Below are 24,250 nucleotides of genomic sequence, written 5' to 3' on the forward strand. Positions count from 1 at the left end.
TAACAAATTGCTACATTCGTGTTATAAATTTCAAAAATACACAACTTACGATAGAATGAGAAACATTTTAATCATTGGAGCGGGAAAATCAATTTCATATTTAGTTAAATATTTTCTGGAAAAGTCTCAACAGGAAAATCTAAGGCTAACCATTGCTGATAAAAATCTGGAAAATGCCAAAATCTTGATTAAGGATGCTACTAATGTTGAACTTTTGGAACTGGATTTATTTGATGAAACAGCCAGGCATAAGGCCATCGAGAATGCGGCTATTGTCATTTCCATGGTTCCTGCACGATTCCACATAGAAATAGCCAAAACTTGTCTTAGTCTCCAAAAGAATCTTATTACTGCCTCTTATATCAGTGATGAGATGATGTCCTTGGATGAAGAAGTTAAGAATAAAGGTCTTGTCTTTATGAATGAAATCGGACTCGACCCCGGAATTGACCATATGAGCGCAATGAAAATCATTAATGAAGTAAGAGATCAGGAAGGTAAAATGATTTTATTCGAATCTTTTACCGGGGGACTTGTTGCTCCGGAAAGCGATAACAATCTATGGAACTATAAATTCACCTGGAATCCCAGAAACGTAGTTTTAGCCGGACAAGGAGGAGCCGCAAAATTTATTCAGGAAGGATCCTATAAATATATCCCCTATCACAAATTATTCAGAAGAACAGAATTCTTAAACATAGAAGGATATGGTAATTTCGAAGGTTATGCCAACCGGGACTCCCTTAAATACAGGTCAGCTTATGGACTCGACAATATCCTGACTTTATATAGAGGAACCTTAAGGAGAGTTGGATTCTCCAAAGCATGGAACATGTTTGTTCAACTAGGAATGACAGATGATAGCTACGTTATCGAAGATTCCGAAAACATGAGCTACCGCGACTTTGTAAATGCATTTTTACCCTATTCGCCTTCTGACTCTGTAGAACTAAAACTAAGACATTATTTAAAGATAGACCAGGATGATATTATGTGGGATAAACTGGTTGAATTAGACATTTTTAATCCTGATAAAAAAGTAAATCTCATTAAAGCTACACCTGCTCAAATTCTACAAAAGATTTTACAAGACAGCTGGTCACTTTCAGAGAATGACAAAGACATGATCGCGATGTATCACAAATTCGGTTATGAACTCAATGGTGTAAAACATCAAATAGATGCTAACCTTGTGGTTATAGGTGACGATAAAACGTATACAGCAATGTCAAAAACAGTTGGATTACCTTTAGGAATAGCAACATTACAAATCCTCAATAAAAAATATACTAAGCCAGGAGTTCAAATGCCCTTGCAAAAGGATATTTACCTCCCCGTGTTGAAGGAATTAGAACAGTATAATATCGTTTTTAAGGAACATCAATTACCTTACCAGGGGTATAATCCAAACAATGTAGCAGGCTAACCAACCTCACTACCAATATAACACACCTCCCACTTTGTTTAAGGGTTAAGCGGGAGGTTGTTTCATTTTACAACCTATTTTGTACCTTTACTTTCAGATTAGAACCAATAAAATGAAAGTAAACGACAATAAAATAGAAATTGACGGTATTGACAAAGAGATTCTTCGTTATCTCATGGAAGATGCCCGTAAACCGATACTCGAAATTGCCCGAAAAATTGGAATTTCAGGAGCAGCAATCCATCAGCGGCTTAGAAAACTGGAACAAAGCGGACTTATTGCGGGCTCCAAATTCATAATAAATCCCAAAGTTTTAGGCTATACAACAGTAGCCTTTATCGGAATCTATTTAGATAAAGCCATGCGAAATCCAGAGGCTGTAAAACAACTACGTAAAATACCTGAAGTACTCGAATGTCACTATACAACCGGAAACTGGAGTATCCTTGCTAAAATTATATGTAAAGACAACGAACACTTGATGAATCTTTTAAATCATGAAATACAAAGCATAGAAGGTGTTTCCAGAACAGAAACCTTTATTTCTTTAGCTCAGCAAATTGACAGACAAATTAGTATTTAAAAAAATATCCTTACTCCCACTCAAAATTATATGACGAGATAAGTTGAATTGAGTTAACAAAAAAACGTCCGGATATACCGGACGCTCTTCCTATTTATTAACACTAAAAATTTAATCTCTTCCTCCAAAAACCTGTAAGGCCCAATAAACCAGGTTGGCTAATGCACCTATAGCTGCTACAACATAAGTTCTTGCGGCCCACTTTAATGAATCCTCAGCAGCCTTATACTCTTGCTGACTCACCATATTTTTATTCTGCAACCAGGCAAGAGCTCTGTTACTGGCATCGTATTCTACAGGTAGTGTTACAAAACTAAACAACGTGGCCATTCCCATAAAAACAAGTCCGGCTACGGCTATCCAATAGCCAAATCCAGCACCGGAAGCGGCTCCTAAAATCAACCCTCCAAAGACTAACCACTGAGACATTCCTGAAGTAATACTCACAACAGGTACTAATTTAGAACGCATTTCCAACCATTCATATGCATTGGCATGCTGAACCGCGTGACCGCATTCGTGTGCCGCAACGGCAGCAGATGCAGCATTACGCTGGCTATAAACAGCCTCACTAAGATTAACTGTTTTATTTTTGGGATTGTAATGGTCAGTCAACATACCTGGTGTTGAAATCACCTTTACGTCGTAAATACCATTATCAGCTAACATTTTTTCGGCAATCTCCTTACCACTCATTCCATTTCTCAGATAAACCTGAGAATAATGCTTAAACTTACTTTTAAGCTTAGAACTAACCAACATACTTATAAGAGCAATTCCACCTATAAGAATATAATATCCTAACATATTTTAAAAATTTACTTTGATAAATATACAACGAAGAAAACAAAAACCTCGCCAAATTAGGGAGGTTTTAACAATATGAAGTTTTGTCAGCTCCCTATCACTTTTTGGTTTTTTCAGGGTAGGTAAAGAAAACAAAAAAGCTTAAATTCAGATGAAATCGTCTAGATACCCAAAACAGTAAACTCACCCTACAACCCTAAAATAAAAGAAGTATAAACAGAAAGGTGCAGATTCCTGATGTTATTTGAATCAAGCTATACTGACATTCCAGCCAAAGGCGTTTGCAATTTCATCATACACAACCTTACCATGAACTACATTAACTCCCTTTGCGAGAAAGGGATCTTCATCACACGCTCTTTCCCAACCTTTATTGGCTAATTGCAGGATATATGGCAAGGTAACATTAGTCAGAGCCAGGGTTGAAGTATAAGGAACTGCTCCAGGCATATTAGCCACACAGTAATGTACCACATCATCAATAATAAAGGTGGGCGCCTCATGGGTAGTGGGCTTTGAAGTTTCCACGCAACCTCCCTGATCTACTGCAACATCAACAATAACCGTTCCGGGGCGCATCTCAGTTATCATGTCACGGGTTATCAATTTTGGTGCTTTGGCTCCTTTGAGCAATACTCCTCCAACAATAAGGTCATGAGTTTTTATATGCTTTCTGATATTATACTCATTAGAAAATTCCGTTACCACATGATTAGGCATTACATCATTAACATACCGCAAACGCTTCATATTAACATCCAATATCGTAACATGAGCTCCTAATCCGGCAGCCATCTTTGCAGCCTGTATTCCAACAACTCCAGCCCCAAGAATTAAAACTTTACCAGGAGGAACACCCGGTACACCTCCTAATAGCACTCCTCTTCCCTTAATGGGTTTTTCCAAATATTTTGCTCCCTGCTGCACCGCCATTCTACCAGCCACCTCGGACATCGGAGTTAAAAGGGGTAGCGTTCCATTATCGTCCTCAACAGTTTCATAGGCAATACAAACAGCTTTACTTTTCAACATCGCTTTGGTCAATTTTTCACTGGAAGCAAAATGAAAATACGTAAACAGCACCTGGTTATCGCGAACCAACTCATATTCTTCTTCCACCGGTTCCTTTACCTTCACAATCATATCACTTAACAGATAAACTTCCCTGATCGAATTCAAAATGGTAGCACCTGCACTTTCGTAATCAGCATTAAAAAAACCGCTGCCTTCGCCAGCGGTTGATTCTACATACACCGTATGCCCGTTTTTTGTGAGTTCAAACACCCCCGCCGGAGTCATCCCCACTCTATTTTCATTGTTTTTAATCTCTTTTGGAACTCCTATTTTCATGATGTAGCTTTTTATCAACTTAAATTTCGTTACAATTACTCATAAAACATAGGTGCTGCTCAAAAAACATCAAATTATTCGATAAAATACTGATTTTAAGATAATACTCCCCCTAAAAAACAAGGGTCAACGGTATAAATGTCAATATTTATACCGTTGACCCCTATACATGAATACTCTTTAGCGTCTTAACCGACGATATTAATAATCTTTCCGGGAACTACAATCACCTTTTTCGGAGTTCTTCCATTCAATTGTTTTTGAGTTCGCTCATCCGCCATAATTACCTTTTCTATTTCTTCCTTAGTAAGGTCTAATGGCAATTCTTTTTTGAAACGCATTTTACCATTAAAAGACACAGGATACTCCTTACTACTTTCTACCAAATGCTTCTCATCAAACTCAGGCCATTTTGCCATACTTATCGATTCTGCATGACCGAGGCTTGCCCATAATTCCTCCGCAATATGAGGAGCATATGGCGAAATCAAAATAGCCAAAGGTTCCAAAATGGCTCGCTCGTGACATTTATGAGCGGTCAACTCGTTAACAGCAATCATAAAACCGGATACTGAAGTATTGAATGAAAAATTAGCAACATCTTCTGTAGCCTTCTTAATAGTCTTATGCAACGTTTTTAAAGATTCTTTACTCGGCTCATTATCGGTAACCACCAATCCGTTATCGTCAAAATACAAACGCCATAACTTTTTCAAGAATCCTGCAACACCGGTAATTCCGGCAGTATTCCATGGTTTTGCCTGTTCTAATGGTCCTAAGAACATTTCATACAATCGCAAAGTATCTGCTCCGTATTCTTCACAAATATCATCAGGATTAACCACATTGTACTTAGACTTCGACATCTTTTCAACTTCTCGTCCAACCAGATACTTGTCCTCTTCATAAACAAACTCTGCATCTTTAAATTCAGGACGCCAGTTCTTAAAGGCTTCAACATCCAACTCATCTGATGCATTTACAAAAGAAACATCCGCATGTATTGCCTGCACTTTATAATTATTCTTTAAACCTTTGGAAACAAATTTATTTTCTCCTTCTACCCTGTAAACAAAAGCACTGGTTCCCAGGATCATTCCCTGGTTAATCAGCTTTTTCGCATATTCATCAACAGGCAATAACTCTCTGTCAAATAAGAATTTCTGCCAAAAACGACTGTACAACAAATGTCCGGTAGCATGCTCACTACCGCCTATATACAAATCGACATCTTTCCAATAATTTAAAGCCTCCTGAGACGCAAATTCATTTTCATTAGTTGCATCCATATAGCGATTAAAATACCATGAAGATCCGGCCCAGCCAGGCATGGTATTAAGCTCTAATGGAAATACGGTCTCGTTATCGATAAGGTCATTACTCACCACTTCATTCTTATCCGTATCCCAAGCCCATACATTGGCATTACCTAATGGCGGCTCTCCTGTTTCAGTTGGCAAATACTTCTCTACTTCCGGCAAACGAATTGGCAGATGTTCCGCTTCGATCATCTGCGGCATACCCTTTTTATAATATACAGGAAATGGCTCACCCCAATAACGTTGACGACTAAAAACTGCATCTCTCAGGCGATAATTAATTTTCCCTTCACCCTGTCCCATAGCCTCCAGTCTTTCAATTACCAGCTGGGTCGCTTCCTTAAAACCTAATCCGGTAATAAAATCTGAATTGGCAATTTTAGTATTGTCTTTATCAGCAAATGCCTCTTCGGTGATATCAACACCTTCAAAAATATTTTTTATTGGAATATTAAAATGATTTGCAAAATCATGGTCACGTTGGTCGCCACAAGGAACCGCCATTACAGCTCCTGTACCATAACTAGCCAGTACGTAATCCCCAATCCAAATCGGGATTTTTTCTTCAGTAAACGGATGAATTGCATAAGCTCCGGTAAAAGCTCCGGAAATAGTTTTCACATCAGCCATACGGTCACGTTCGCTTCGTTTAGCTGTAGCCTCAATATACGACTCAACCGCTTCCTCCTGTTCGGCTGTTGTTATTGTCTTTACCAAATCCAATTCTGGTGCTAAAGTCATAAAAGTAACCCCAAATATGGTATCAGGACGTGTAGTAAACACCTCAATAAACTCATCATGACCATCAATCTTAAACTTCACTGACGCCCCTTTCGAACGACCAATCCAATTAGTTTGAGATTCTTTTAAAGGTTGTGGCCAATCAAGCCTGTCTAAACCATCCAGTAGTCTTTGAGCATAGGCTGTTATACGCATACTCCACTGCATCATCTTTTTACGCACGACCGGATGACCTCCTCGCTCTGAAACTCCATTAACAATTTCATCATTGGCCAAAACAGTACCTAAGGCCGGACACCAGTTCACCTCTGTTTCTGCCAAATATGTAAGCCTGTATTTTAGCAGAATTAACTGCTTTTCCTCCCAGGTATATTCGTTCCACTCTGCAGCTGTAAAAACCGCTACATCATCATCACATACAGCGTTTACTTGTGCATTCCCCGCTACTTCAAAAACAGAAATCAACCCTGCAATATCCTCCGCACGATCAGCATCAACATTATACCAGGAATTAAACAACTGAATAAAAATCCATTGGGTCCATTTATAATAATCAGGATTAGAGGTACGCACCTCTCGGCTCCAATCAAAAGAAAAACCAATTTTATCGAGCTGCTCTCTATATCTTGTGATGTTCGCCTCGGTAGTAATTGCAGGATGCTGACCAGTTTGGATCGCATACTGTTCAGCAGGTAATCCAAATGAATCATACCCCATTGGATGTAATACATTAAACCCTTGATGACGTTTAAATCGCGAGTAAATATCACTAGCTATATAACCAAGCGGATGCCCCACATGCAGTCCCGCCCCTGACGGGTAAGGAAACATATCAAGCACATAATATTTTGGCTTATCGCTGTTATTTTCAGCCTTAAATGTTTTGTTTTCTCTCCAATACTTCTGCCACTTGGCTTCAATTTCGTTGAAATTGTATTTCATGTGTTTCTTTTTATTGCTTTTCAACAGTCACATGCAACCTCATTAACTAAAACAACCTTATAATTGGTAAGACTATTTCAGTAAGTCGGCTTCATCTTTTTTAAAACTCTGACCTTTGGTTTGATCTAACAAACAATTATTATAATTCGGTGGGCAAAAATACGATTAATGCATGACTCTGAAAAAGAAATGAATACTTCTTTAACCGATTAAACATCAGCAACAAACACATTCAAAAACGCTAAAAATTCTTACTTTTACTCAAAATTAACGCTGCATGTCTGAAAAGAAAATTGGAATTGTACTCTCTGGCGGAGGGGTTAAAGCCTTGGCACATGTCGGATTTCTAAAAGCACTGAAAGAACACGGAATTGAACCTGCTGCGATGTCTGGCACAAGTGGCGGCGCTTTGGTTGCGGCTTTATACGCCTCTGGCTATGACCATGAAGAAATGATTTCTTTTTTCAAGGAAACACCTGTTTTCAAGTTTTCACTATTCGCTATGAACAAACCAGGGATTATGGACAGTGCCAAATACCATCATATTTTTAAAAAATACTTCAAAGCAATTAACTTTGAAGAATTGGAAATACCTCTTACGGTTACCGCAACAAATATTACCACAGGCCGAGCCGAGTTCTTCAATTCCGGAGAACTTATCAGGCCCCTAATCGCCTCTTCGGCATTACCCCCTTATTTCTCTCCAATCGAAATCAATGGTGATTTATACTCTGACGGAGGTATCCTGAATAATTTTCCAATAGCTCCTTTGCGAAAAGATTGTGAGGTCATTTTAGGAAGTTTTGTCAACCCTATCCGAAAAGTAGAAAAATCAGAAGTTAATACCACCTTAAAATTAATTCAACGGGTATATCATATAGGATTAGATGCGAATTATTACAATAAATTCAAAAGCTGTAATTATGTTTTCCTGCCTGAAAACATAGATAAAATTAGTGTTTTGGACACAAAAATGATCGACAAAGCATTCACCATGGGCTACGAACACGCCTTGAAAGAAATGAATGTAATTTTAGGCACTATTTAAATTTTGCCCTCGCTCTCTTCTCTTGGGGAAGTAATAAATGATATATAAATTCATTCACCGGCACTTCAATCCCGTATTTCTTTGCCTCTCTAACCACGTAACCATTAAAATCCTCTAGCTCGGATGGCTTTCCTTCCATGATATCCCGCTGCATAGACGCAGTGGTATGAGGATCCTGATTCGCTATTCCTTCAAAAACAGCTTCTACATCTTTTTGAGTTAAATGAACTCCCTTGGCTTGAGCTAATTTCAAAATTTCATCCGCTGTCTTACGCATCACCTCCATTACAAACGAATTTTCACGCATCACTCCCATTTCCGCTCTGGTCAATGCCCCAATTCCACTAATCGTACATATGAACAAAAACTTTTTCCATATGGCGGCTTGAATATCATCAGCAATCAAATTGTCAAAACCAGCTTCATCAAAAACTTTTTTAAGAAGCTGAATTCGCTCTGACTTTTCATTATTCAATTCTCCAAACATCACCTGTGGATGAAATGCTTTATGATGTATGACACCAGGAGATTCCACGAAACTAATAATTCGACATAACCCTCCGATAACGTTGTCCTTTCCAAGGACATTAATTAATTTATCCACATTGTCTGCCCCATTTTGTAATGGAAGCACCATCGTATGTTCCGAAACCAAAGGCTTAATATCTCTGGCCACATCATTTACCTGCCACGATTTAGTACACACGATAATCAGATCTGCAGCATGCAAAGAATGAACATCACTGGTAACAGTATTAGGCGCAGCGACAAAGTCTCCATAAATACTTTTTACCTGAAGCCCATTTCTCTGAATAGCCTCCAGATGTCTTCCTCTCGCAATAAAACTTACCTTATGACTGGTTTTCGCCAATTTCCCCCCAAAATATCCGCCAACTCCACCTATCCCGTATACAACAATCCGCATGACTTTGAGTTATTATTATTAATGATAAAATTACTACAATACACATTAAACTAATAATAATCTATTTAAAATGTTACCTTTTATATCACGGTCAAAAGTCAAGTCGAATGAGAAACACACGCTAAAGGCTCTTTTCTCCTTGCACTTTACACAAAAAATAATTCATTTTTTGTACAGCAATTTCAAATTATAAATGGTATTATTACTTTTACACCAGCAATCGTATTAATAATGAGCAATTCTTTTGAACGTTACCAAAAACGAAAATTAATTTCATCCTACTTTTCTGTAGTGCTAAGTATAGCTTTAGTATTATTTTTACTGGGAATGTTGGGGATCTTGATTTTAAACACTAAAAAACTGGCGGATCATTTTAAAGAGCAGGTTGCGGTTACTGTTTTTTTAAAAGATCAGGCTAAAGATGTTGAAATCAAGCAGCTTCAGCAAAGTTTAGCCATGGCAGACTACACAAAATCTGCTGTATTCGTTTCAAAAGACGAGGCAGCTGAAAAACACAGCAAGGAAATTGGCGAGAACTTTATGGATTTTCTAGGGTACAATCCATTACAAAATTCAATTGATGTCCATTTGAAAGCAGCCTATGTTCATCCTGACAGCCTTCAAAATATTGCCGCAGGTCTTACAGAGAAAAATTATGTTGACGAAGTAGCATACGACCAACCGTTAATCTCACTTCTTAATGATAATATAAAGCGAATTAGTTTATGGATCTTGATAGCCAGTGGTGTTTTCACGCTTATAGCCGTCCTCTTAATAAACAGCTCCATACGCTTATCGGTATACTCCAACCGATTTATTATTAAAACCATGCAAATGGTTGGGGCTACGAAAGCTTTTATTCGAAAACCATTTATTTGGCGAAATGTTAAACTTGGCATGGTAGGTGCAACCGTTTCAATTTTGGCCATGTCAGGAGTACTCTATTATGCTGATGGCCGTTTACCCCAACTCGATATCCTGGATGATCCGGTTTGGCTGGTAGTATTATTTATAGGTATTTTTATCATCAGTATTGTAATTACCACAATAAGTACCTTTATTGCAACTCAACGGTTCCTGAACCTTAGAACAGACGATCTGTACTATTAAAATCACATTATGAAAAAGAATCAACAAAAAGAACATCATAAATTTAATCACGATTTCGTTTTTCAAAAGAAGAATTACATCGTAATGTTTATCGGTCTGGCTGTTATTGCCCTTGGGTTTATCCTGATGAGCGGAGGTGGCAGTGAGGATCCAAATGTTTTTAATCCTGAAATTTTTAGTTTCCGAAGAATCAGGCTTGCACCAACTCTGGTATTAATTGGTTTTGCCATTGAAGCTTATGGAATTCTGTTAAACCCGAACAAGGAAAACAAAAACACCAAATAGCCACACCAGATTAAATGGATATAATTGATGCCATAATTCTTGGAATAATCCAGGGATTAACCGAATTTTTACCCGTTTCTTCCAGCGGACATTTAGAACTTGGGAAGTTTATTTTAGGGGATGATTCCATTCCCCAGGAAAGTTTAATTTTTACAGTCGTCTTACATTTTGCAACTGCGTTGAGTACCATAGTAGTTTTTAGAAAAGATGTGCGTTACATTCTTAAAGGCCTGTTTCAGTTTAAATGGAATAAAGAAACCATTTTCTCTCTAAAGATTATAGTCTCTATGATTCCGGCTGTTTTTATAGGTCTTTTCTTCGAGGAACAGCTAGAACAGTTATTTGGTGAAAACATTCAGTTAGTTGGTTTTATGCTTATGATAACTGCCCTTTTACTATTTCTGGCAGATCGTGCTAAAGACACTTCCAAAAATGTAACTTATGGAAACGCCTTTATTATTGGAATATCTCAAGCGGTTGCGATGCTTCCGGGAATTTCACGGAGCGGGGCAACAATTTCAAGCTCAGTCTTACTGGGAATTGATAAAACTAAAGCCGCGCGTTTCTCATTTCTAATGGTGGTTCCTTTAATTTTTGGAAGCATCTGTAAAGAAGTTGCCTCAGGCAACATCACCTTTGAATCACAGCAATTCACCCCGTTGGCTATAGGTTTCATAGCAGCATTTATATCCGGGCTATTAGCCTGTACCTGGATGATAAAATTGGTAAAAAGCAGCAAACTGACTTACTTTGCTATTTATTGCCTGATCGTTGGCACAATTGCTATTGTTTATTCTTTTTATTACAGTTAACATGTACGCATTAGAAGAATTGAAGGAAGGAAAAATACTGTTGATTGACAAACCATTGAATTGGAGCTCTTTTCAAGCGGTAAATAAAATGAAATGGGCAATCCTCAAAAAATTCAAGATCAAAAAAATTAAGATTGGTCATGCCGGAACTCTTGATCCGTTGGCCACAGGATTGCTGGTTATATGTGTTGGTAAATACACTAAAAAAATCCCTGAACTCCAGGGACAAATAAAAGAATACACCGGAACATTTACAGTCGGCGCAACGACACCTTCGTACGACCTGGAAACAACTATAGACCAAACCTACCCTACAGAACATATTACTTCGGAACTTATCCTTGATACAACCAATAAATTTATTGGAGAAATCGAACAGATTCCACCTGTCTTTTCAGCCTTAAAAAAAGATGGCAAACGACTTTACGAATTTGCGAGGGAAGGCAAAGAAGTAAAAGTTAATCCTCGTGTTATCAAAATTTCAGAATTTGAAATCACAAAGATAGAAATGCCTGAAATACATTTTAGAGTGGTTTGTAGTAAAGGTACCTACATCCGATCGTTAGCGCATGATTTTGGCAAAGCTCTCAACAGCGGTGCTCATTTATCTGAATTGAGAAGAACCAAAATAGGGGATTTCAACGTAGATAAAGCAATAACGCCCGAAGCATTTGCAGAAAGTTTATAGAGGATATTTCTATTTTTCTTTTATATTTAGGGAGAAGAAATTGTAATCATGAGCCCCAACAACAAACAATTATCATTAATGATTTCGTTCTTCATTTTGGCCCTATTCGTATTGACCCTTTTCAATATTCGATTACAAGGGAAACAGGAGGACGAGATACGCTATGAAATGGTGTACGAGGAAGAGATTCCTGAGGAATTCAAAGAAGAACTTAAACCTGATCTTGCTGAACTGGAAACCCACGAAGCCTATAATGAAGCTGAAAAAGAAGTAAAAAGTCGTTTCAACGATGAACTTGAAGAGTTCAAAACGCTAGAAGAACTTCAACAAGAACAACAAGAAGCAAAAGGAGAAGACAGCCCTGATGAACTCAATGATTTATCTTTAAACAGTGCTACTGCCAAGTATAAAGAAAAACTAAAAGAGCAACGCCAAAAAATGGCTGAACTCAACAAAAAATCTTCCGAAGACAAGGATGTTAATATTAAGCGTAAAACTACCATTTCATACTCTTTGATCGGTCGATCAAAAAGAATCATCCCTAATCCCGTTTATACATGTGACTCCTTTGGTAAGGTAGTTATAAATATCAAAGTGGATTCTTATGGTAATGTGGTTGAAGCTACATATAACAAATCCAGCTCAACCACCTCAAATGGCTGCCTTATTGACAATGCCATTAACTATGCACTTCAGGCAAAATTTAATAAAGACTTGCAAAAACCAGATCAGTTAGGAACCATCACCTACCAATTCCAGGGGGAGTAACTCCAATAACTCATTTGCTATTGATTGTCCCTTATCTTTATTATACCATACCTGAAGGTTCTGCTTTAATTCAGGAGTTAGCTTACCGTATTTTTCTTTATAATCCTCGACCATTTGGGTGGCTGTCGCAGGTCGAGGCCCCCAGGTGCCAATAATTTCTTGACTATCTATGTCAATCGCAATAAGTTTCGGAATCGATTTACCTCCATTGGTTAAAAACATATTCATAAGATCCTCATGCTGATCCCTGAAAACAATTTCCAATTGTATTTTATCAGATTGTTCTGCAATCTTATTCATTACCGGTAAGGCATGTGCTGCATCACCACACCAACTCTCAGTAAGAACCAACCACCGAACCGACCTGTTCAACTCCTTAACCGTTGCCAATACCTCTTTAGTAAGACTCATGGTTTTATCCCATCTTTTCATTCGCCGGTCATTCAACACCGTAAATTCAGTCATCGATTCACTTTGTTCCGGAGCACTTGACTTTCCTTCCAAAGCAAGGAACTCAACCAACTCCCTATATTTCCCGTATGAGATAGCTTGCTCCAAGCTACGCTCAATTGTTTTATTAACCAATACTTCCATACATCTGCAAAATAAACACATCCCTGACTAAAAAAAGCTAACAATTATCAGCTTTTATTTTTAAGCCATGAAGTACCTTGGACGTTTCATTATTTGAAAACTTACACCTGCCTTGGTCATAAAAAAATAGTACTTTTAAGGGTTCTTAAAAAAGAAAACATGAAAGAAAAAAAACGTTGTGGATGGTGCGAAGGAGATCAATTATATGAAGCATATCACGATGAAGAATGGGGAGTTCCTGTTTATGACGACGAAACACTTTTTGAATTCCTTACTCTTGAAACTTTTCAGGCAGGACTTAGCTGGATTACAGTTTTAAGAAAACGAGAAAATTTCAGAAAAGCATTCGACGAATTTGATTATAAAAAAATAGCCAGCTACTCCGAAACGAAAATACAAGAACTACTGGAAAACGAAGGAATTATAAGAAACAAACTAAAAGTAAGAGCTACGGTAACCAATGCTCAGGCATTTATACAAATTCAAAATGAGTTTGGAAGCTTTAGTAATTATATATGGAGATATGTTAATGGAAAACCGATTCAAAACCAATTAACAAATTACAAAAAAGCCCCAGCCAATACAGAACTATCAGATCAAATCAGTAAAGACCTGAAAAAACGTGGTTTAAAATTTGTAGGTTCTACAGTAATTTATGCCCACATGCAGGCGACCGGGATGGTAAATGATCACGAGATTAGTTGCTTCAGATATAAGGAAGTTATCCCTTAACCCTTTTATTTAAAACTTTTAAAAATTCATCTCTGGGTATCTCTTCGGCACCCAGGCTGGCAAGATGATCGGTATACACCTGACAATCTATCAATTGATAATTTTTATGCATAAGATCTTTAACTAAAGAAATAAACGCAACTTTAGATGCATTACTTTCCTTAGAGAACATACTCTCGCCACAAAACACATGACCCAAATCCACACCATACAAACCTCCAACAAGGTGATTACCATTCCAAACCTCCACAGATTTGGCATAACCCAAATCATGCAACTTCTTATAGGCAGTAATCATCTCATTAGTAATCCAGGTACCGTCCTCTCCTTTACGCTTAATTGTTGAACAATTACGCACCACTTCTTCAAAATTCTGGTTGTAAGTAACTCTAAACTTTCCGCTTCTCAAGATTTGTCTCATACTTTTAGACAGTCTCAATCGATCAGGATATAACACCATTCTCGGATCCGGACTCCACCATAATATCATTGAGCCTTCATCAAACCACGGAAAAATACCATGCTGATAAGCATAAATCAACCTTTCAGGAGAAAGATCTCCACCAACTGCCAAAAGCCCATCTGAAGAAGCTAACTCCAGGGCCGGAAATTCTATTTTATCACTTAAAAAAAACATCCTTCAAATAAATAAATTTAGTAGTTGATTGAAAAACAGGAAAAAAATGATTTTTGTATTGCTTTTATAGAAAAAATTACTCACTTTTGTTCATACCTTTACATTCTGTTAATATTATTTTCATCATTGCTTTTTGAGTTTGATGTAAAGGTAAACCTAAAACCACAACATTTAATCCCGTTATTCTTTAACGGGATTTTTTATAGCAATAAAAGTCCTGTCAAATAAACTACAGATCCTACCAACATCAAAATAAGAGTATAAGGCAAAATTTCCTTAGCCTTTAATTTTGTAATAGCCAATAAAGGCAAAGCCCAAAAAGGCTGTAACATATTTGTTATCTGATCCCCATAGGCAAGGGCCATTATAGCTTTCGGAAGTGGCACCCCCAATTTTAATGCTGATTCTAAAACAACAGGCCCCTGAACGGCCCATTGACCGCCTCCACTTGGCACAAAAATATTAACCAGTCCGCCACTAACGAATGTTAAAACAGGTAAAGTTAAGTCATTCGCTACAGACACAAAGAAATCTGAAATTTGAGTTATCATCCCACTTTCACTCATTAGTCCCATGATTCCAAAATACAAGGGAAACTGAATTAATATTCCCGAGGTATCTTTAATGGCTTCATTCAAAGCTTTTAGAAAACTATGAAAATTACCATGAAGCAAAATCCCTAATCCCAACATAAAAAAATTAAGCATGTTAGGGGTAATGTTAAATTGAGATAATGATTGCCAATACCGTGCAATAAATGCCAGCAATATGATAATCCCAAACAATAATGCAACCCAAGGGGAGAATTCAAGTTGGTCTGCTCCATTTCCCTTTAACTTTTCTGTTGTTCCTAATTTATATGTTTTTAAATAAGTCTTTTTAGGTTTTGTTTTTATAGCCAGGTATTTTAATACAATGGGGATTACCATAAGTAACACTCCAAAGAGCATTAAGTTCCACCAACTGAAAATCGTTTCGTAGGTGCCTATCTGAGTAGGTAACTGATTTAGTAATTCAGGTTCAGCACCGCTCATTATATCTTTTAGATGCCCTTCTTCGGCGACTTTTAAGGGTGCAGATCCACTTAAACCTCCATGCCATATCATCAGACCTACATATCCCGCAGCCCCAACCAAAGGGTAATTAATTGGAATGTTTTCTTTCTGAGCATATTCCCCGACCTTTCTGGCTATGATAGCTCCAAAAATAAGACCAAGTCCCCAATTAAAAAATGACACCAGCATGGTACTAATACTCACCAAAACAACAGCACTGCCAGTATCCTTAACACGCTCCACCAACAGAGAAATAAGCCTACTCATGGGTTTACTTAAAACCAAAATATGCCCGAGAACCAGAATAAGCATCATTTGATACCCAAAAACCAGCAAACTATTATTCCAAACACCTGCTTCCCAGAATCTCAAAACCTGTATAAATCCATCAGCATCATGCTCCGGTATAGAGATAAAAGCTAACAATATAGTTAACAAGGTCAGCAATACAGCAATCGTAAATGGAGAGGGCACATATTTTCTAAATATGTTTTCGATAAAAGCGGTGAAGTTCATATGGTGAAAAATATTTTGATCAAATTACTGAAAACCATATAAACAAAAAAGAGGGACAACCGCCCCTCTTTAAATTTTATTATGCGACCTACTAAAATGGCAGGTCATCAAAATTCTCTTCTTTAAAATCGTTTGTCGGCTCAAAAGCATCTGCTGGAGGAACAGGTGGAAGATCGGGCGCCTGCTGTTCTTGTTGTAAGTTTTCTATTCTCCAACCCTGAATAGAATTAAAATATTTAGTTTCACCTTGTGGGTTTACCCATTCTCTACCCCTTAGGTTAATACTCACTTTCACCAATTGTCCTTCATTAAAGTTGTTTAACAAATCGGTTTTATCCTGAACAAACTCCACTAAAATATGTTGTGGATATTGCTCTTCCGTTGTTACCACCAACTCTCTTTTTCTAAAACCATTACTTCCATAGGTCTTAGTTTCTTCAATCATTTTAATTCTTCCTTGTATTTCCATTATTTCTATTTTTTTGCAAGTAAAACTTTCCAGGCAGAAAGCACATCATTATTATTTAAAAATTTCTGAGACAACCTATGAAGCTCATCCTCGGTTATTTCCTCTAAAGTACCATTTAATTTAATCTCTGAATTAATAAAATCTTCAATTTCATTTGCTGTTGGCAATGCTTCTATATTTCCTAATTTCCCCAGGTCATTTCCAGTCAAGACCTTGCTCAGGCGAATATGATCAGGCAACTGATCTACCCCAATTCCCATAGTAGATAATGGTTTTGGTACTTCAAAAAGCCCTTCCCGACTTCTGCCATACCAATTTCCTCCCAATCGGCTAACAAGATCAATTTTATACTGGTCAATCTTGCCATCTGAGGTCAAGATATCTTCATTCACATGAACCTTAACAACCTCACACAAAATAAGATTTCCAGAGCCGCCCTCATCCCCCAATTCGATGATTTCACGAACTTTACACTCAAACTGTACTGGAGATTCCGCAACCCTGAATGGTTTTACCTCTTCAGATTTAAGCATTGTTAACCCGGCTTTCTCAAACTCATTTACACCTTCGGGATATTCCGTACTTGCCAGAGACATTTGTTGAACAATGTCGTAATTAACCACATTGATTACCATCTCTTTGGTCGCCTTTGCATTTTCATAAGTATGTTTTGTCGTATTGTTTCGTACACGTCTATTGGGAGAAACAATCATAACCGGAGGGTTAGAACTAAATACGTTAAAGAAACTAAATGGAGACAAATTTGGCCTTCCCTCCTCATCAATAGTGCTGGCGAAGGCTATTGGCCTGGGCGCAACAGCCCCCAACATGTAACCATGTAATTGAGCCGTAGGAATTTCTTTAGGATTAATTGTTAGCATGTGTATAGTTTTGAGCAAAAATAACCAATCTGCAAGAGCCTGAAAAATGTTTAATATGTCAAAACAATAAATTTAATGGTTTTCCTTTATATTTATGTTGTAAAGATTTTTTTACGTATATGGATTATAGCGATCAGAAAAGCACAACGCGATGGATATTGATTGCAGCTTCGTTTATCATTACATCGTTGATTCTATGGAATACATACATATTCTTTCAGCGATTTAAGGAAGAAGAAGAGGCCAAAATGAGAGTGTGGGCTGCAGCATACGCTGAATTTATTCAAACGGTCGATCTCAATAAAGACCTTGGGAATCTTACACTGGAGGTGCTTAAAAATAACAATTCCACTCCCATGATTTACCTAAGGGCAGATGGTAAAATGGAACCGAGAAATCTCGACTCTGAAAAATCAAAAGACACCTTATACCTGAAACGAAAAATCCGAGAATTTGAACAAGAAAACATTTCGATTAGAATTTCCTATAAAGATAAGTTTATGGGAACCCTCTATTATGGGAACTCTGACCTCTTAAGAAAATTAAAATATTATCCAATTGCTCTTTTACTCATCTTTTTACTATTCGGTACCGTTGTTTATTTTTATTACAAAACCAATAAAATGTCGGAACAAAACAAACTATGGGCCGGCATGGCTAAAGAAACAGCTCACCAGATCGGAACTCCTTTATCTTCCTTGCTTGGATGGACAGAGTTCTTAAAATCCGAAAATGTAGACAATACCATTATTAGTGAAATTGAAAAAGACATAAGCAGATTACATACCATTACTGAGAGGTTTTCTAAAATAGGATCTATCCCGGACTTAGAAAGACATGATATTGTTGATGCAACAAGAAAAAGCTACGAATATCTTAAAGCGAGAAGTTCTGACCTAATCGAATTTAAATTTAAAGCGCCTGACCAAAAAATTTATGCCTTAATCAACTTACAACTCTTTAGCTGGACAATTGAAAACCTGGTTAAAAATGCGATAGATGCAATGAAAGGACGAGGATTGCTAATCATAGAGGTAACTGACGATAAAAACTATGTCAGTATTCTTATATCCGATTCAGGGAAAGGCATACCAAAACAACTATATAATAAGATTTTCGAACCTGGATTTACTACCAAAAAAAGAGGCTGGGGATTAGGCCTTTCCCTGGTTAAAAGAATCATTGAAGATTATCACAAAGGGAAAGTAAAAGTTCTTAACTCTGAAATCGATAAAGGAACAACTATTCAAATTATTTTAAAGAAAGAAGATTAATAAATTAACTCATGAAGCCCAATAAACTTAAAATTGAAGATTTTACTTTAGCGAATAACTGTCCTGAGTGTTATGCCCAGGAAGCAATGGTACTAACCTTTTATCAGGAACAGATTAAAAATGGTTTTTTTGAAAAGCTAACTAAAAAAATAAATCATTCAATTTTCTGCCAAAAATGTAAACAACAGATATACCCGGTTAAATGGACCGAGGATATTGAACGAGTATACGATTTCTATTATAAAACCTTATCGCCCAAATCAGCTTTTAAGCTAACAAAATTAGGTATTATACTAATAGCAACACTATTACTATCAGTTATAGCAGCACTGCTTTTGTGGTATTGAATTTACTTTATTCTGTTAAGGCTGCGTTTATCTTTTCAGCAATTTGTACGAATTCTTCCTGATCTAAACTAACTTTATGTTGAAAGGTAGCGTCCTTCATTTCATTGAGAGGAATTAAGTGCACATGAACATGCGGCACCTCTAAACCTATAACGGAGATTCCGACACGTTTACATACAACAGTCTTCTCTATAGCTTTTGCTACTTTTCTTGAAAAAGCCATAAGCTCCATATAGGTCTCTTCATCCAAATCAAAGATCTTATCCACTTCCTTTTTTGGAATACATAGGGTATGGCCCTTGGCATTGGGATTTATATCCAGAAACGCCAGAAAATTTTCATTTTCAGCTACCTTATAACAAGGAATTTCTCCATTGATTATTTTTGTAAATATACTTGCCATTTTTTCTGCTTTTGTGATCCTATAAAAATAAAAAATCCTTTCCTGAACAGAAAGGATTCCTTTAATTCAGATATCCTACTATTTATCTGGTGATTTCTAAAATTTCAAATTTGAGAGTTCCGTTTGGCACATTAACTTCAGCTACATCTCCTACTTTTTTACCTAACAGTCCCTTCCCAATTGGTGAATTAACCGATATTTTACCACTCTTTAAATCAGCTTCACTTTCTGCCACCAAAGTATACTTAACTTCCATGCCATTTGCCTGATTTTTTATTTTTACGGTCGAGAGCACCAGTACTTTTGAAGTGTCAAGCTGACTTTCATCAATAAGCCTGGCGTTGGCAACCGTTTCTTCTAATTTTGAGATACGCATTTCTAAAAGACCCTGTGCTTCCTTCGCGGCATCATATTCTGCATTTTCGGACAAATCTCCTTTATCCCTGGCTTCTGCAATCGCCTGAGATGCTTTTGGACGTTCGACACTCTTCAAGTGATCCAACTCTTCTTTTAATTTTTTTAATCCTTCTGCTGTATAATAAGATACGTTACTCATAACTTCATCGTTTATAAATAGAAAAAATCCCCTTCATTCCAAAGAGGATTTAGACAAATATACAAAATTTTATTGAAGTTTGTTTTTGTTGTATTTTGCTAAAAATTTTGAAAATGAAAAAAATTATTACGTACATATGCTCCTTTATATTTCTTGCGTGCAGCAATGATTCAAGCACCCGAAATCCATACCTGCCGGAAACCAATTTCTCTTTTGAAATCAACCTCAACCTTCCATTATATGGAAGTTTAGCAAACCCTGGAAGTGCAATTTACATAGGTAATGAAGGTGTTGGCTTAAAAGGGGTTTTCGTATACAATGCAGGTTTTGGTCAATTTCTGGCATGGGAGGCAAGTTGCCCCAACCATACTCCCAGCAGTTGTTCTACAATGACTATTATTAATGGAAACATGTGCAAGTGCTCGTGCGAAGATTATGAGTATAGCCTGGTTAACGGAACCATGCTCTCAGAAATTCCCGCCGATAAAAAAATCCATGAACTCTTGATCTACAGAACCACTGCAAATGACAACGTTGTAACAATTTTTAACTAATACCAATATACCCAATAAACTTTGTTATCTAACTGATTGTTATTACTTTTAAGTGATAACCAATTACTTCTTATTTTGAAATCAACAAAGATTATTACCATTTGCATCCTGACCTTCTTTAATTCCCTCCTGTTGGTAGCACAGGAGAAATTACCCGTAAAAGGGCTATGTATTGCGGCTCCGAGCAAAGAATACGTGAATGAATTTGTTCAATTTATAGACGACGAGTTAGGGCCTGACGGAATTAACACACTGGTACTGCGTATCGATTTTAATTATACCTATGTCTCGAGGCCCGAACTAAGAGGGAACAGTCCCTTAACCAAAAAAGAAATAAAAGATATTCTTGGTGTTTGCAAAAAACACAATATTGATCTCATCCCGCAGATTAACTTGTTAGGTCATCAATCATGGGCGGAAAAAACAAATAAACTTTTAGAGGTTTATCCGGAATTTGATGAAACCCCTGATGTTGTTATTCCAAAAAAATATGAATGGCCCAACGATGACGGACTTTATTGTAAAAGTTATTGTCCCCTGCACCCGAAAGTACATGAGGTTGTGTTCGATTTAGTTGATGAAATCGTTGATGTGTTTGAGGCAACTTCATTTCATGCTGGAATGGATGAAGTATTTTATCTCGCTCATCAAAACTGTGAACGCTGTAATGGAAGAGACCCAGCCGAGTTATTTGCAAATGAGGTTAATAAGATTTCAAACCATCTTTCGCAAAAGAACATTAGGTTATGGATATGGGGAGACCGCCTTATCGATGGTAAGACAACAGGAATCGGGATGTGGGAAGCCAGCATGAACAATACAGCCAGGGCAATTGATTTAATCAACAAGTCCGTTGTAATATGTGACTGGCATTACGAAAATGCCTTACCGACCGCTACCCTCTTCGCCATGAAAGGATTTGATGTACTAACATGTCCTTGGCGAAAACCGGAAATCACCAAAACCCAGGTAGAAATGACTTATTTCTTCAGGAAAAATGCAACTGAAAAAATGAAGGAACATTACCAGGGAATGCTTCAAACTGTTTGGTCACCAGCAAAAAAGTTCATGGATGAATATAAAAATGAAAAAAATCGCTCCAAAGAGCAAAGTCAGGCCGCTTCATTCCATACCATGATAAAAACCATACATGAGAATGAGTTAAAAGAAAAAGACCCCATGTAATTGTACACAGGGTCTTTTGAAACTTTCTACTACGTTCATATTTCTAACCCTAAAACATAAACGTAGCTCCTATCAGAAAGTTTATACCGGCTTGAGGATAATAACCTGCCCCTTCAATGGTAGTTACCTGATTAGGGTCTGTCCAGTTATCATCATATGTATAGAAATATCCGTTTGAAACGTATTTTTTATCAAAAATATTATTCACCAAACCTGTAAGAATTATGGAATCAATGAAGGTGTTTGTCTGAATTTCATATTGAACATTAAAATCATTCACAAAATAACTTGAAAGCTTTGAGCCATCTGAATCAATATTCCCCATATATTGCTCAGATACATATTTAGACAACAATGAAAACTGGAGGTTATTAACCGGAAGATATGTAAAAATATTAGACCCTACAAAGCTTGGAGAGTAGGCTATGGTAGTATTACCTAAATCTCTTAAACTTCCATCTCTTTCAAAATAAAAATCTATATTTTTATTTGTGCTCAAGGATACATTTGGGCGTACAATAAACTTACTGTTAAAAACAATGGTTGCATCAGCCTCAACCCCTAATCGGTAACTATCACCAATATTTTCTCTTAGTGGAGCACCCACATCATTTAGCTCCCCGGTTAACACCAATTGATCTTTGTAACGCATATAATAAGCGTTCAGATTCCACTTAACAGCTTTGGATCCATACCTCCATCCCAGTTCAAAATCATTCAGTTTTTCCGGTTTCGGACTTCCATTCTCATAGTCATTTCTATTGGGCTCTCTGTTAGCTCTAGCGTATGAAAAATATATACTATTTTGATTATTCACATTATAAGTGATCCCCGCTTTAGGGTTGAAAAAGTCAAATTCATCATCTACCAACCCGGTATCCTCGCCATTCGCTTTATACGTAACCCTCCTATATTGCAAGTCACCAAACAGACTCAACTTATTAGTCAACATAAAACTGGCTTTCCCATAAATATTAAAATCCGTTTTTACAGAATTATCGTCATAATAGCGATCGCGGATTTCACTATTGGAAGCATATCTTGCCCATATAACCTCTCCAAAATGATCACCTTCATATTTATTCCATGCCCCTCCTAAGATAAGATCGAAATTATCATCCTGATAATTTGCAGAGAATGTAGTTCCATAGAAATCATTATCTAACCATCTTCGTCTTATCAGGTCTGTAGAACTTATTTCTCCATCAGCCGTGGTGATTGGCTCCAGATTATAATCCTCAAAAGATTCATCTTCCCTATACTGCTCAAAATATCCTCTACCATATGTATAATGTAATGCGAAATTAGTATTCCAATTACTATTCCACTTTTCGTTCCAATGCAATTGCGCATGATCCTGCTTATAATCATCCACCTCATTATCGTAGAACTGAACATTCCCATCTTCATCTGTATACATCCCGGCAGTATTGAAACGTCGGTCCGATTCCAACATTTCACTATCAATTCCATTCCACGCCTGATAAGTGATCTCATGCCCTCCAAAAACCAAAGCTTTAATAAGGGTGCTCTCGTCAACATAAGCTCCCTGCAGAAAATAAGATTTAAGATCAGATGAAGCTCTGTCAATGTAGCCATCAGACTCAATTAAAGACAATCGCCCGGAAATCTCAACATGATCATTCAACTTCCCTGTACTAAACTTAATATTATGTTTTTGTGTGTTAAAACTCCCAACAGAGCTTGAAATTTCTCCATAACTCTCCTCAGAAATAGCATCTGTCAAAAGATTTAAACTAGCTCCGAAAGCTCCAGCACCATTGGTTGAAGTTCCAACTCCCCTTTGCAACTGAAGATTTTCAACAGATGAAGCAAAATCAGGCATATTAACCCAAAAAGTTCCCTGAGATTCGGCATCATTATAAGGAATCCCGTTAATAGTAACATTAACTCTGGTAGCATCACTTCCTCGCACGCGAATACCAGTATAACCCACCCCTGCACCAGCGTCTGTCGTCGTAACCACAGAAGGCAGGTAATTCATTAAAACAGGAATATCCTGTCCAAGGTTTCGTTTCTTTATGTCTTTTTTACTCATATTGGAAAAAGTAACCGGAGTCTTTGATGTTACTCGAATAGCTGAAACCAAAACTTCATCCAATGAAATGGTTTCATCTTCTTGTAAAGTCGAATCCTTTACTTTATTGGTTTGAGCAAATGTTGATAAGGCACATAAAAAAAGCAATACAACACAACTAAATAACTGTTTCATTCATAGTATT

25 protein-coding genes are annotated in these 24,250 nt (G+C 37.1%); 13 read left to right on the forward strand and 12 right to left on the reverse strand.

What is annotated here, in order from left to right; genetic code table 11:
* Positions 1 to 55 precede the first annotated feature (55 nt).
* Complete coding sequence (locus P278_RS12275) at positions 56 to 1,426, forward strand: saccharopine dehydrogenase family protein (RefSeq protein WP_038267244.1); 1,371 nt, start codon at positions 56 to 58, stop codon at positions 1,424 to 1,426.
* A gap of 112 nt (positions 1,427 to 1,538) precedes the next feature.
* Positions 1,539 to 2,009, forward strand: a complete 471-nt coding sequence (locus tag P278_RS12280; RefSeq protein WP_038267246.1) for an Lrp/AsnC family transcriptional regulator — start codon at positions 1,539 to 1,541, stop codon at positions 2,007 to 2,009.
* Between the two features lie 111 nt (positions 2,010 to 2,120).
* On the opposite strand, the gene P278_RS12285 is transcribed toward P278_RS12280, so the two are convergent.
* From P278_RS12285 to leuS, 3 genes are all read right to left on the reverse strand, one after another.
* On the reverse strand, positions 2,121 to 2,816 hold the full coding sequence (locus P278_RS12285; protein WP_038267248.1) for a zinc metallopeptidase: 696 nt from the start codon (positions 2,814 to 2,816) through the stop codon (positions 2,121 to 2,123).
* Between the two features lie 249 nt (positions 2,817 to 3,065).
* The gene (gene ald, locus P278_RS12290) at positions 3,066 to 4,166 is read right to left on the reverse strand and encodes an alanine dehydrogenase (protein ID WP_038267251.1); all 1,101 of its coding nucleotides are present in this window, start codon (positions 4,164 to 4,166) and stop codon (positions 3,066 to 3,068) included.
* A 188-nt stretch (positions 4,167 to 4,354) separates the two neighbouring features.
* A complete protein-coding gene (leuS, locus tag P278_RS12295) occupies positions 4,355 to 7,168 on the reverse strand; it encodes a leucine--tRNA ligase (protein WP_038267254.1) in 2,814 nt (937 codons plus the stop codon).
* A 277-nt stretch (positions 7,169 to 7,445) separates the two neighbouring features.
* Between leuS and P278_RS12300 the strand changes: the two genes are divergently transcribed.
* Positions 7,446 to 8,216: a patatin-like phospholipase family protein gene (locus tag P278_RS12300; protein WP_038267257.1), complete on the forward strand. Its 771-nt coding sequence runs from the start codon at positions 7,446 to 7,448 to the stop codon at positions 8,214 to 8,216.
* Here P278_RS12300 and P278_RS12305 read toward each other — a convergent pair.
* Complete coding sequence (locus P278_RS12305) at positions 8,209 to 9,141, reverse strand: ketopantoate reductase family protein (protein ID WP_038267260.1); 933 nt, start codon at positions 9,139 to 9,141, stop codon at positions 8,209 to 8,211. The genes P278_RS12300 and P278_RS12305 overlap by 8 nt on opposite strands.
* A gap of 231 nt (positions 9,142 to 9,372) precedes the next feature.
* On the opposite strand from P278_RS12305, the gene P278_RS12310 reads away from it, so the two are divergent.
* From P278_RS12310 to P278_RS12330, 5 genes are read left to right on the forward strand one after another with little or no spacing between them, the layout of a single operon-like run.
* On the forward strand, positions 9,373 to 10,251 hold the full coding sequence (locus tag P278_RS12310; RefSeq protein ID WP_038267264.1) for a cell division protein FtsX: 879 nt from the start codon (positions 9,373 to 9,375) through the stop codon (positions 10,249 to 10,251).
* Between the two features lie 9 nt (positions 10,252 to 10,260).
* Positions 10,261 to 10,536 carry a DUF3098 domain-containing protein gene (locus P278_RS12315; RefSeq protein WP_038267266.1) on the forward strand — a complete coding sequence of 92 codons (276 nt, stop codon included), beginning with the start codon at positions 10,261 to 10,263 and terminating at the stop codon, positions 10,534 to 10,536.
* 14 nt (positions 10,537 to 10,550) lie between these two features.
* Positions 10,551 to 11,348, forward strand: coding sequence for an undecaprenyl-diphosphate phosphatase (locus P278_RS12320; RefSeq protein WP_038267268.1), 798 nt, complete (start codon positions 10,551 to 10,553; stop codon positions 11,346 to 11,348).
* A 1-nt stretch (position 11,349) separates the two neighbouring features.
* On the forward strand, positions 11,350 to 12,036 hold the full coding sequence (truB, locus tag P278_RS12325; protein ID WP_038267950.1) for a tRNA pseudouridine(55) synthase TruB: 687 nt from the start codon (positions 11,350 to 11,352) through the stop codon (positions 12,034 to 12,036).
* A gap of 48 nt (positions 12,037 to 12,084) precedes the next feature.
* Entirely contained in the window at positions 12,085 to 12,804 is a 720-nt protein-coding gene (locus P278_RS12330; RefSeq protein ID WP_038267270.1) for a hypothetical protein, read from the forward strand.
* Here the strand turns inward: P278_RS12330 and P278_RS12335 are convergent.
* Complete coding sequence (locus tag P278_RS12335) at positions 12,769 to 13,398, reverse strand: thioredoxin family protein (RefSeq protein ID WP_038267274.1); 630 nt, start codon at positions 13,396 to 13,398, stop codon at positions 12,769 to 12,771. The genes P278_RS12330 and P278_RS12335 overlap by 36 nt on opposite strands.
* Positions 13,399 to 13,557: 159 nt before the next feature.
* Here P278_RS12335 and P278_RS12340 point away from each other — a divergent pair, with 159 nt between their 5' ends.
* On the forward strand, positions 13,558 to 14,130 hold the full coding sequence (locus P278_RS12340; protein ID WP_038267951.1) for a DNA-3-methyladenine glycosylase I: 573 nt from the start codon (positions 13,558 to 13,560) through the stop codon (positions 14,128 to 14,130).
* Here the strand turns inward: P278_RS12340 and aat are convergent.
* The 4 genes from aat to P278_RS12365 form a co-directional block, all read right to left on the reverse strand.
* The gene (gene aat / locus P278_RS12345) at positions 14,120 to 14,767 is read right to left on the reverse strand and encodes a leucyl/phenylalanyl-tRNA--protein transferase (RefSeq protein ID WP_038267276.1); all 648 of its coding nucleotides are present in this window, start codon (positions 14,765 to 14,767) and stop codon (positions 14,120 to 14,122) included. The genes P278_RS12340 and aat overlap by 11 nt on opposite strands.
* Before the next feature lie 200 nt (positions 14,768 to 14,967).
* Positions 14,968 to 16,338: a short-chain fatty acid transporter gene (locus tag P278_RS12355; protein WP_038267282.1), complete on the reverse strand. Its 1,371-nt coding sequence runs from the start codon at positions 16,336 to 16,338 to the stop codon at positions 14,968 to 14,970.
* Between the two features lie 91 nt (positions 16,339 to 16,429).
* Positions 16,430 to 16,807: a DUF3127 domain-containing protein gene (locus P278_RS12360; protein ID WP_038267284.1), complete on the reverse strand. Its 378-nt coding sequence runs from the start codon at positions 16,805 to 16,807 to the stop codon at positions 16,430 to 16,432.
* Positions 16,808 to 16,812: 5 nt separating this feature from the next.
* The gene (locus tag P278_RS12365; protein WP_038267286.1) at positions 16,813 to 17,688 is read right to left on the reverse strand and encodes a flavin reductase family protein; all 876 of its coding nucleotides are present in this window, start codon (positions 17,686 to 17,688) and stop codon (positions 16,813 to 16,815) included.
* 119 nt (positions 17,689 to 17,807) lie between these two features.
* Here P278_RS12365 and P278_RS12370 point away from each other — a divergent pair, with 119 nt between their 5' ends.
* Both P278_RS12370 and P278_RS12375 read left to right on the forward strand, forming a co-directional pair.
* A complete protein-coding gene (locus tag P278_RS12370; protein WP_038267287.1) occupies positions 17,808 to 18,962 on the forward strand; it encodes a sensor histidine kinase in 1,155 nt (384 codons plus the stop codon).
* Between the two features lie 11 nt (positions 18,963 to 18,973).
* Positions 18,974 to 19,309 (forward strand): hypothetical protein, encoded by a 336-nt coding sequence (locus P278_RS12375; RefSeq protein WP_038267289.1) that lies wholly within the window; start codon positions 18,974 to 18,976, stop codon positions 19,307 to 19,309.
* A gap of 7 nt (positions 19,310 to 19,316) precedes the next feature.
* On the opposite strand, the gene P278_RS12380 is transcribed toward P278_RS12375, so the two are convergent.
* Positions 19,317 to 19,712 carry an HIT family protein gene (locus P278_RS12380; protein WP_038267293.1) on the reverse strand — a complete coding sequence of 132 codons (396 nt, stop codon included), beginning with the start codon at positions 19,710 to 19,712 and terminating at the stop codon, positions 19,317 to 19,319.
* 82 nt (positions 19,713 to 19,794) lie between these two features.
* Positions 19,795 to 20,268 (reverse strand): transcription elongation factor GreA, encoded by a 474-nt coding sequence (gene greA, locus P278_RS12385; protein ID WP_038267296.1) that lies wholly within the window; start codon positions 20,266 to 20,268, stop codon positions 19,795 to 19,797.
* A 113-nt stretch (positions 20,269 to 20,381) separates the two neighbouring features.
* Here greA and P278_RS12390 point away from each other — a divergent pair, with 113 nt between their 5' ends.
* Together P278_RS12390 and P278_RS12395 are read left to right on the forward strand one after the other, a co-directional pair.
* Positions 20,382 to 20,822 carry a hypothetical protein gene (locus tag P278_RS12390; RefSeq protein ID WP_038267299.1) on the forward strand — a complete coding sequence of 147 codons (441 nt, stop codon included), beginning with the start codon at positions 20,382 to 20,384 and terminating at the stop codon, positions 20,820 to 20,822.
* Positions 20,823 to 20,897: 75 nt separating this feature from the next.
* Positions 20,898 to 22,007: a family 20 glycosylhydrolase gene (locus P278_RS12395; RefSeq protein ID WP_051413574.1), complete on the forward strand. Its 1,110-nt coding sequence runs from the start codon at positions 20,898 to 20,900 to the stop codon at positions 22,005 to 22,007.
* Positions 22,008 to 22,056: 49 nt separating this feature from the next.
* On the opposite strand, the gene P278_RS12400 is transcribed toward P278_RS12395, so the two are convergent.
* The gene (locus P278_RS12400; protein ID WP_038267301.1) at positions 22,057 to 24,240 is read right to left on the reverse strand and encodes a TonB-dependent receptor; all 2,184 of its coding nucleotides are present in this window, start codon (positions 24,238 to 24,240) and stop codon (positions 22,057 to 22,059) included.
* Positions 24,241 to 24,250 lie beyond the last annotated feature (10 nt).

Origin of the sequence: Zhouia amylolytica AD3 (assembly GCF_000511935.2) — a bacterium.
GTDB classification, from domain to species: Bacteria; Bacteroidota; Bacteroidia; order Flavobacteriales; family Flavobacteriaceae; genus Zhouia; species Zhouia amylolytica.